The sequence below is a fragment of the Isoptericola sp. MSGPD8_1_ISO-PGPR-S23-394 genome (genome assembly GCF_058072785.1).
Map to the genome: position 1 here is coordinate 3935910 of NZ_CM176517.1, position 7839 is coordinate 3943748.

Consider the following 7839-nt stretch of genomic DNA (forward strand, 5'->3'; position numbering starts at 1 on the left):
ACGCAGGAGTAGATGTGACCGACCAGCCGACGCCCCCGGCCAGCCCGGACGCCGCCGTGCACGACATCGTCATCGTCGGTTCCGGCCCCGCCGGCTACACCGCCGCGATCTACGCCGCCCGCGCGGGCCTGGCGCCGGTGGTCGTCGCGGGGTCCGTCACCGCGGGCGGTGCCCTGATGAACACGACCGAGGTTGAGAACTTCCCAGGCTTCCCGCCCGGGATCCAGGGGCCCGACCTCATGGACGCCATGCGCGAGCAGGCGGAGAAGTTCGGTGCCCGCGTGCTCTGGGACGACGCCGAGACGCTGGAGCTCACGGGTGACGTCAAGACCGTCGTCACCGGTGGTGGCGAGACGTTCCGCACCCGGAGCGTCATCCTCGCCACGGGTTCCGCGTACCGCGAGCTCGGACTGCCCAAGGAGAAGCAGCTCTCGGGCCGAGGCGTCTCCTGGTGTGCCACGTGCGACGGGTTCTTCTTCCGTGACCAGCACATCGCCGTCGTCGGCGGAGGCGACTCCGCGATGGAGGAGGCGACCTTCTTGACCCGCTTTGCCGCGAAGGTCACGATCATCCACCGACGTGACGGTCTGCGTGCCTCGAAGATCATGGCGGACCGGGCCCTCGCCGACCCGAAGATCGACTTCGCCTGGAACAGCGAGGTCGTCGGCATCCAGGGTGAGGACAAGGTCGCGGGCGTGCGCCTGCGCGACACCGTCACCGGCGCTGAGCGCGACCTCGACGTCACCGGGCTCTTCGTCGCGATCGGCCACGATCCCCGCAGCGAGCTGCTGGCCGGTCAGGTCGACCTCGACGACGAGGGATACGTCCTCGCCGAGGGACGGTCCACGCGCACCAACCTCCCCGGCGTCTTCGCCTGCGGCGACCTCGTCGACCACACCTACCGCCAGGCGATCACCGCCGCCGGGTCGGGCTGCGCCGCGGCGCTCGACGCCCAGGGCTACCTCTCCGAGCTGGCCGACCTGGAAACCGCGCCCGACCCGGAGCAGCTCCCGGCAGCGCTCGACGCCGTCTGACCACCCCGCACGCACATCGAAGGAGCGCACATGCCTACTGTCGCCGTCACCGACGACACCTTCCAGTCCGAGGTTCTCGAGTCCGACGTCCCCGTCCTCGTCGACTTCTGGGCCACCTGGTGCGGCCCGTGCCGCATGGTCGCCCCGATCCTGGAGGAACTCTCCGAGGAGTACGAGGGCAAGGTGAAGATCGTCAAGCTCGACACCGACGCCAACCAGGCCACGACGATGGCCTACGGCATCACGTCGATTCCCACGCTCAACGTCTTCTCCGGGGGCGAGGTCGTCAAGTCGATCATCGGCGCGCGTCCCAAGCGGGCGCTGGCCGAGGAGATCGACGGCATCCTCTCCTGAGGGGTTCTCTCCTCGCCAGCCTGACGACGGCGGCACTGGTCCTCACGACCGGTGCCGCCGTCGTCGTCTCTCGGGTTGTTCCGAGGCCGCGGCACTCGGACGCTGAGTGTTTCACGTGAAACGCTCGGTCCCCGGGCGAGCATCGGCCCCCGACGAGACTGTTTCACGTGAAACACCGTCAGGCGCTGGCGGGTCAGGCTGAGCCCGGGCGTCCCCGGTATCGGCCGCACTCCCTCACGGTGACGACGAAGGCCCGGCATGTTTCACGTGGAACATGCCGGGCCTTCGCGTGCGGAGCCGACTCAGCTCGGACCGAAGCCTGGGTCCTCGGGTGCCATCACGGACAGGATGCGGTTGAGGTCTTCGACCGAAGCGAACTCGACCGTCACCTTGCCCTTGGTCTTGCCCAGGTTCACCTTAACGCGTGTCTCGAACCGGTCGGAGAGCCGCATCGCCAGCTCGTCCATCGCCTCGCTGCGCTGACCGGCGCGCGGCGCGCGGGGGGCTGCCTTCTCCTCCGAGCCCTCGGTGATCAGCGCGACGACCTCCTCCGTGGCACGGACGGAGAGCCCTTCCGACACGATCCGCTGGGCGAGCCGCTCGATCTCCGCCCCGTCGGTCAGACCGAGGAGCGCACGCGCGTGACCGGCAGAGAGGACCCCCGCCGCGACCCTCCGCTGGACCAGTGGAGGCAACTTGAGCAGACGCAGTGTGTTGGAGATCTGAGGTCGCGAGCGCGCGATGCGGGCGGCCAGCTCCTCGTGCGTGCACCCGAAGTCGTCGAGCAGCTGCCGATACGCCGCTGCCTCCTCGAGCGGGTTGAGGGCCGCCCGGTGGAGGTTCTCCAGCAGCGCGTCCCGCAGCATGTCCGAGTCGTCGGTCGAGCGGATGATCGCCGGGATCGTCGCCAGGCCGGCCTCCTGCGCCGCGCGCCACCGGCGCTCACCCATGATGAGCTCGAAGCCGTCGGAGGCGTCGGGGTCAGGCCGAACGACGATGGGTTGAAGCACGCCGATCTCGCCGATGGAGTCGATGAGCTCGTCGAGCTCTCCTTCGTCGAAGACGGTGCGAGGCTGCCGGGTGTTCGGACGGATCTGGTCGACCGGCACCTCCGCGAACCGCGCGCCGGGCACGGGCACCAGACCGTCGTCCTCCGTCGAGTCCGCGTCGGTCCTGTCCGCAGGGACCGCCGTGGAGCGGTCCGGCTCCCCCGCCGTCTCGGTAGCAGAGGCAAGGTCCTCGGGAGCATCCCGCTCCGTGATCTCGATCCTGCCGACCATGGTCTGCTCGGCGCCGCCGGCGCTGCTCGCCTCGGCCTCCCAGCGATCGGCGAGACCGGCCAGCGCGGCGACAGGGTCGGTCCCGTCGTCGCCCGACCGGCTCCCCCCGTTGATGCTCAGCCGACCACCGGCGATTGCCGAGTCCCAGGACGCGGAACGTCGTGCCGTCCGATCCGCACCCGATGCTCCGTTCGACGCACCGCCGTCGGCGTCGTGACTCTCCTCGTCGGCCGTCATGACGGCACCCGGCGAGTCCTGGCTCTCGTCGCGCTGCGGGAAGAAGACATCGACCGGCTTCTCCTGCGGGGGGCCCTGCGGGATGAGCGCGCCGAGTCCGCGGCCCAGCCCTCGCTTCTTCTGGCTCATGATCCACCAGCCTCCTGGTTCCGTCCGAGTGTCGGGGGGACCTCGTGTCGTCCGGTCGCACCCGGGTGGTCCTCCCTGCCCGCGGCCCGTCCTGGTCCACGGTGCTGCCACGATGCTACGCGCGTCATCGCAGGTCAGCGCGCTCAACAGTGTGCTCGGCCATCTCGCGTGCGGCCTCCAGGTAGGCCAGCGCACCCGTCGACCCGGGGTCGTACGTCATGACGGTCTGCCCGTACGACGGCGCTTCGGAGATCCGCACCGAGCGCGGGACCGTGGTTCGCAGCGTCTGGTCCGGGAAGTGCTGCCGGACCTCGGCCGCGACCTGCTGAGCCAGGTTGGTCCGCCCGTCGTACATCGTGAGGAGGATCGTCGAGACGACGAGCTCCGGATTGAGATGAGCCTTGATGAGCTCGATCGTCTTGAGCAGCTGGCTGAGCCCTTCCAGGGCGTAGTACTCGCACTGGATCGGGATCAGCACCTCCCGCCCCGTGACGAACGCGTTCACCGTGAGGAGACCGAGGCTCGGAGGGCAGTCCACGAACACGTAGTCGATCCGCTCCTCCCCCCGGGACACGCGGTCCTCCAGGTACCGGTCGAGAGCCTTGCGCAGCCGCGTCTCGCGAGAGACCAGCGAGACGAGCTCGATCTCGGCACCCGACAGATCGATGGTCGCCGGCACGCCCCAGAGTCCGTCGACGTCCGGGCACGCCTGCACGGCGGACTCGATCGGTTCGTTCTCGACCAGCACCTCGTAGATCGACGGCGTCCCCGCCCGATGCTCCAGGCCGAGTGCGGTCGAGGCGTTGCCCTGGGGGTCGTTGTCGATGACCAGTACCTTGAGGCCGGCACGTGCCAGGCCGGCCGCGACGTTGACGGTGGTCGTCGTCTTGCCGACGCCACCCTTCTGGTTGGCGACCGTGATGATCCGGGTGCTCTCCGGCCGCGGGAAGCGCCGGCCGTCCAGCTCGATCCGTCGGCGAGCATCCAGGGCCAGCTGGGCGGCCAGCGGCGTGTCCTCGTCCACCTCGGGTACCGAGGACTTGAGGGCTTCACGGTGCTGGTCGCGGTCGTCCCGCAGCGAAGCACCCCACCCCGCACTCGATGTTTCACGTGAAACGTCGTCGGGGCGGCTCTCGGGAGAGGTCCAGCCACCAGTCCCCGACGATGTGTCCGGGTGGTCGGCGCTCATGCTCACGGATCGTTCCTCCACGTCGCGTCGCACGTCGATGCAGTTCCGCGCTCACTCTACGGCCTCCGGCGGGTGTGGACGCCGCTGACACTCGGCTGCTGCCGACCGGCCCGCATCGCCGCCGTGCCACGCTGCACGCGGAGATGTTTCACGTGAAACGCCACCCGCGCGCGTCGGGCAGGAGGGTGGCGCCTCGCCTCTCAGCGGCGGCGCATCCGCAGGATGGTCGTCGACTCGACGCCGGCGACCGTCCCACCCTCGAGGATCTCCGGTTCCCCGACGGTCAGCTTTCGGAGCACCTTGCGCGCCGGCTCGATCTCTCGGTCGACGTTGCGACCCTTCAGCACCACCAGCTCGCCACCGGACCGAACCAACGGCAGGCTGATCCTGGCCAGCTTGGACAGCGCCGCCACGGCGCGGGACGTCACGGCATCGACCTCGAGGGCACCGTCGTACTCCTCCGCCCGACCACGCTTGACCTCGACGTTCCGCAGCCCCAGGTCCGCCACGACCTCGTCGAGCCACGTCGTCCGCCGCTCCATCGGCTCGATCAGATGCACGGTCGCGTCCGGACGGAGAATCGCGATGACGATGCCCGGGAGCCCTGCGCCCGACCCGATGTCAGCGACCGAGGTCGCGCTCTCGAGGAACGGAACCACAGCCGCCGAGTTGAGGATGTGTCGCTCCCACAACCGGTCGACCTCGCGAGGGCCGATCAGGCCTCGGAGCTCCCCCTCGTCGCGGAGACGCGCGTGGAACCGGGAGATCGCCTCGTAGTGCTCCCCGAAGTACGCGCGCACCGCGGCGCTCGTGCCGATCATGTCGTCCGTCTCCACCATGTCCACCATCTTGTCATCTGCACGGGGGCGTCGCCCCGCTGTCCACCGCTCCTCAGAACGTGACGAGGCCCGTTGTTTCACGTGAAACAACGGGCCTCGTCACGCGGACCTGCCTCAGTCGCCGGACACCTCAGCGGCGGCTGGGTGCACCACGACGTGCCGGTGCGGCCCGGTGCCCGCCGAGTCGGAGACCAGACCTGCCGCGGCGACGGCGTCGTGCACCACCTTCCGCTCGAAGGCATTCATCGGCGCCAGCTCCACCGTGCTACCGCTCTCCTGCACCTGCCGGATCGCCTCTGTGGCGAGCTCCTCGAGCTCCGCACGCTTCGCGGCCCGGAAGCCGCCCAGGTCGAGCATGAGACGGCTCCGCTCCCCCGTCCTGGCCTGGACGGCGAGTCGGGTCAGGTCCTGCAGCGCCTCGAGCACCTCGCCGTCCCGGCCGACGAGCGCGTCCAGGGAGCGAGGCGAGTCCTCCGACACGATCTCGACCGCCGCGCGGTCGTGGCGGATGTCCAGATCGATGTCGCCGTCCAGGTCGGCGATGTCGAGCAGCTCCTCGAGGTAGTCGGCTGCGACCTCGCCCTCCTCCTCGAGGCGCGCGACCAACGTCTTGCTATCCGGCGTCGTGTCGCTCGTCATGGCAGACCTCACTTCTTCCTCTTCTGGCGGTTCTTCCGCACGGGCTGCTGCCGCTGACCGGTGGGCTTGGGCGGTTCGATCTCCGTCGGCTCCTCCGCCACGATCCCCTTCTTGGCGGCCTTCGCGGCCTGCTTCTCCTTGAGGGCGCGCTCGGCCTCCGACCCGGGAGCCGGCATGCGCTTGATCGTGTAGAACTGCTGGCCCATCGACCACAGGTTCGTGATGGTCCAGTAGATCAGCACACCGACCGGGAAGTTGACGCCCGAGATGAGGAAGATGAGCGGCAGGACGTACAGCATCATCTTCTGCGTGTTCGCCATCGGGCCCTCGAGGGCCGCCTTCGGCATGTTCTTCATCGTCAGCTGGCGCTGCGTGAAGAACGTCGTGGCGCTCATGGCGACGATCAGCACGAGGATCGTGATCCGCGCGCCCCAGTCGTCCGTCTGCATGAAGACGTCGGACAGCTGTGCTCCGAACAGCGAGGAGTGCTCGATGTCCGCGGCCACCGACGCGTCGATGGGGCCGATCGGGTCCTGGGTACCGTCAGCGATCGGCTGCAGGTTGTAGAGCACCCGGAACAGCGCGAAGAAGATCGGGGACTGCAGCAGGATCGGCAGGCACGACGCCATCGGGTTCGTGCCGTGCTTGCGGTACAGCTCCATCGTCTCGCGGCCCATGGCCTCACGGGACGACGGGTCCTTCTTGTTCTTGTACTTCTTCTGGATCGCCTGCAGCTCGGGCTGCATCATCTGCATGCCACGAGAAGCCTTGATCTGCTTGAAGAACAACGGGATCAGAAGGATCCGGATGACGATCACCAGAGCGACGATCGACAGCACCCAGGCGAAGCCCGGGCCGTCCTGGAAGCCCAGGGTCGTGAACAGCTGGTGGGACCCGTACATGATCCAGGCCACGACCCATTGGATCGGGAACAGGATGGTGTCGAAGAAGCCCATTTGTCTCCTCTGTCGGAAAGCGGGTCCCGGGTGGCGCGCTCCCGGGGAGAGTCAGTGCGTGCGGGCGCCTCGGTGCTCGCGATCCCGAGCAGGCGGGACGTCGTCGACGCCGCCGAGGCTCCACGGGTTGCACCGCAGGATCCGCCAGAGAGCAAGACCGGTCCCCCGCAGCGGCCCGTGCGTGCGCACGGCGACAAGGGCGTACTGCGAGCAGGAGGGGTAGTACTTGCAGGTCGGGCCGGTCATCGGCGACACCACGGACTGGTAGACGCGGATGGCACCGACCAGCACGGCGGTGGGCACGGCACTGAGGAGGTCCCGGCTGCGGCCGAGGAGGGATCCGGTCATCGGACACGCTCCGTCGCGCGCGCGAGGGCCTTGTGCATCCCGCGTCCGACGTCGCGCTCGAGACGCGCGTAGTCCGCCTCCGCGGCCGCCGGCAGGGCGCGCAGGACCACGAGCACGTCGGAGGGGAGCTCGTCCACGTGCGCGGCTGCGGCACCCCGCAGCCGACGCTTCACGAGGTTGCGGTGCACGGCGTTGCCGACCGCCTTCGACACGACCAGACCCACGAGCGGCCCGTCCGCCCGGTCGGGCGTACGGGCCATGTGGACGACGACGGTCGAGCGCCCTGCGCGCGCGCCACCGCGCACCGCTCGTTCGAAGTCGAAGGAGCGGCGCATGCGACGCGCCGCAGGGAGCACGGCTCAGGCAGCGAGCTCGGTGCGGCCCTTGCGACGGCGGTTCGCCAGGATCGCGCGGCCGGCACGGGTGCGCATGCGCAGCCGGAAGCCGTGGGTCTTCGCACGACGGCGGTTGTTCGGCTGGAAGGTCCGCTTGCTCACGAGGTACTCCAAGAAACGTCGGGGAGGCACACCGTCAGTTCCTCGACGATGTCGGTCAGGTTGCAGGTCGTCGCCCGCACAGGCAGTGTGACGACCGGGCCGACCCGAGGCTGCGCACCCGCAGGAAGGCGCGCGAAAGTACCTGGAACGGCTGTCCGACGTTACGCCGTCGGACCCTGTCAGGTCAACTGCGCCCCGCGTGACGGTGGCGACACGCAGGACCGGTCGCCGTCGTCGTCCACACCGATGTCCACAGGTTCCACAGGGTGTGGAAAACTGTGTGGACACTGCCGCCGAACGCCATCGACCTGACCACGCCCCGCCCGGAGGAACAGCC

The 7839-nt window shown here is 69.2% G+C and carries 10 protein-coding genes; 2 read left to right on the forward strand and 8 right to left on the reverse strand.

What is annotated here, in order from left to right:
- Nucleotides 1–14 precede the first annotated feature (14 nt).
- Together trxB and trxA are read left to right on the forward strand one after the other, a co-directional pair.
- Nucleotides 15–1034 carry a thioredoxin-disulfide reductase gene (trxB, locus tag AC3RJ8_RS18050; RefSeq protein ID WP_489713926.1) on the forward strand — a complete coding sequence of 340 codons (1020 nt, stop codon included), beginning with the start codon at nucleotides 15–17 and terminating at the stop codon, nucleotides 1032–1034.
- 30 nt (nucleotides 1035–1064) lie between these two features.
- The gene (gene trxA / locus AC3RJ8_RS18055; RefSeq protein WP_489713927.1) at nucleotides 1065–1388 is read left to right on the forward strand and encodes a thioredoxin; all 324 of its coding nucleotides are present in this window, start codon (nucleotides 1065–1067) and stop codon (nucleotides 1386–1388) included.
- A gap of 302 nt (nucleotides 1389–1690) precedes the next feature.
- On the opposite strand, the gene AC3RJ8_RS18060 is transcribed toward trxA, so the two are convergent.
- From AC3RJ8_RS18060 to rpmH, 8 genes are all read right to left on the reverse strand, one after another.
- The gene (locus AC3RJ8_RS18060) at nucleotides 1691–3034 is read right to left on the reverse strand and encodes a ParB/RepB/Spo0J family partition protein (protein ID WP_489713928.1); all 1344 of its coding nucleotides are present in this window, start codon (nucleotides 3032–3034) and stop codon (nucleotides 1691–1693) included.
- Nucleotides 3035–3158: 124 nt separating this feature from the next.
- Nucleotides 3159–4223: a ParA family protein gene (locus tag AC3RJ8_RS18065; protein ID WP_489713929.1), complete on the reverse strand. Its 1065-nt coding sequence runs from the start codon at nucleotides 4221–4223 to the stop codon at nucleotides 3159–3161.
- A 200-nt stretch (nucleotides 4224–4423) separates the two neighbouring features.
- A complete protein-coding gene (rsmG, locus tag AC3RJ8_RS18070) occupies nucleotides 4424–5062 on the reverse strand; it encodes a 16S rRNA (guanine(527)-N(7))-methyltransferase RsmG (RefSeq protein WP_489713930.1) in 639 nt (212 codons plus the stop codon).
- Between the two features lie 114 nt (nucleotides 5063–5176).
- Entirely contained in the window at nucleotides 5177–5701 is a 525-nt protein-coding gene (locus AC3RJ8_RS18075; protein ID WP_489713931.1) for a Jag family protein, read from the reverse strand.
- 8 nt (nucleotides 5702–5709) lie between these two features.
- A complete protein-coding gene (yidC, locus tag AC3RJ8_RS18080; RefSeq protein ID WP_489713932.1) occupies nucleotides 5710–6657 on the reverse strand; it encodes a membrane protein insertase YidC in 948 nt (315 codons plus the stop codon).
- A gap of 51 nt (nucleotides 6658–6708) precedes the next feature.
- On the reverse strand, nucleotides 6709–7005 hold the full coding sequence (yidD, locus tag AC3RJ8_RS18085) for a membrane protein insertion efficiency factor YidD (protein WP_489713933.1): 297 nt from the start codon (nucleotides 7003–7005) through the stop codon (nucleotides 6709–6711).
- On the reverse strand, nucleotides 7002–7361 hold the full coding sequence (gene rnpA / locus AC3RJ8_RS18090) for a ribonuclease P protein component (RefSeq protein ID WP_489713934.1): 360 nt from the start codon (nucleotides 7359–7361) through the stop codon (nucleotides 7002–7004). The genes yidD and rnpA overlap by 4 nt, the downstream gene beginning before the upstream one ends.
- A 3-nt stretch (nucleotides 7362–7364) precedes the next feature.
- Entirely contained in the window at nucleotides 7365–7502 is a 138-nt protein-coding gene (rpmH, locus tag AC3RJ8_RS18095) for a 50S ribosomal protein L34 (protein WP_106265963.1), read from the reverse strand.
- Between the last annotated feature and the right edge of the window lie 337 nt (nucleotides 7503–7839).

Excerpts from the sequence above, each read along its gene's own strand:
- yidC (WP_489713932.1), bottom strand. The coding sequence starts at position 6,657 with ATGGGCTTCTTCGACACCATCCTGTTCCCGATCCAATGGGTCGTGGCC.
- AC3RJ8_RS18060 (WP_489713928.1), bottom strand. The coding sequence starts at position 3,034 with ATGAGCCAGAAGAAGCGAGGGCTGGGCCGCGGACTCGGCGCGCTCATC.
- trxA (WP_489713927.1), top strand. The coding sequence starts at position 1,065 with ATGCCTACTGTCGCCGTCACCGACGACACCTTCCAGTCCGAGGTTCTC.
- AC3RJ8_RS18065 (WP_489713929.1), bottom strand. The coding sequence starts at position 4,223 with ATGAGCGCCGACCACCCGGACACATCGTCGGGGACTGGTGGCTGGACC.
- yidD (WP_489713933.1), bottom strand. The coding sequence starts at position 7,005 with ATGACCGGATCCCTCCTCGGCCGCAGCCGGGACCTCCTCAGTGCCGTG.
- rsmG (WP_489713930.1), bottom strand. The coding sequence starts at position 5,062 with ATGGTGGAGACGGACGACATGATCGGCACGAGCGCCGCGGTGCGCGCG.
- AC3RJ8_RS18075 (WP_489713931.1), bottom strand. The coding sequence starts at position 5,701 with ATGACGAGCGACACGACGCCGGATAGCAAGACGTTGGTCGCGCGCCTC.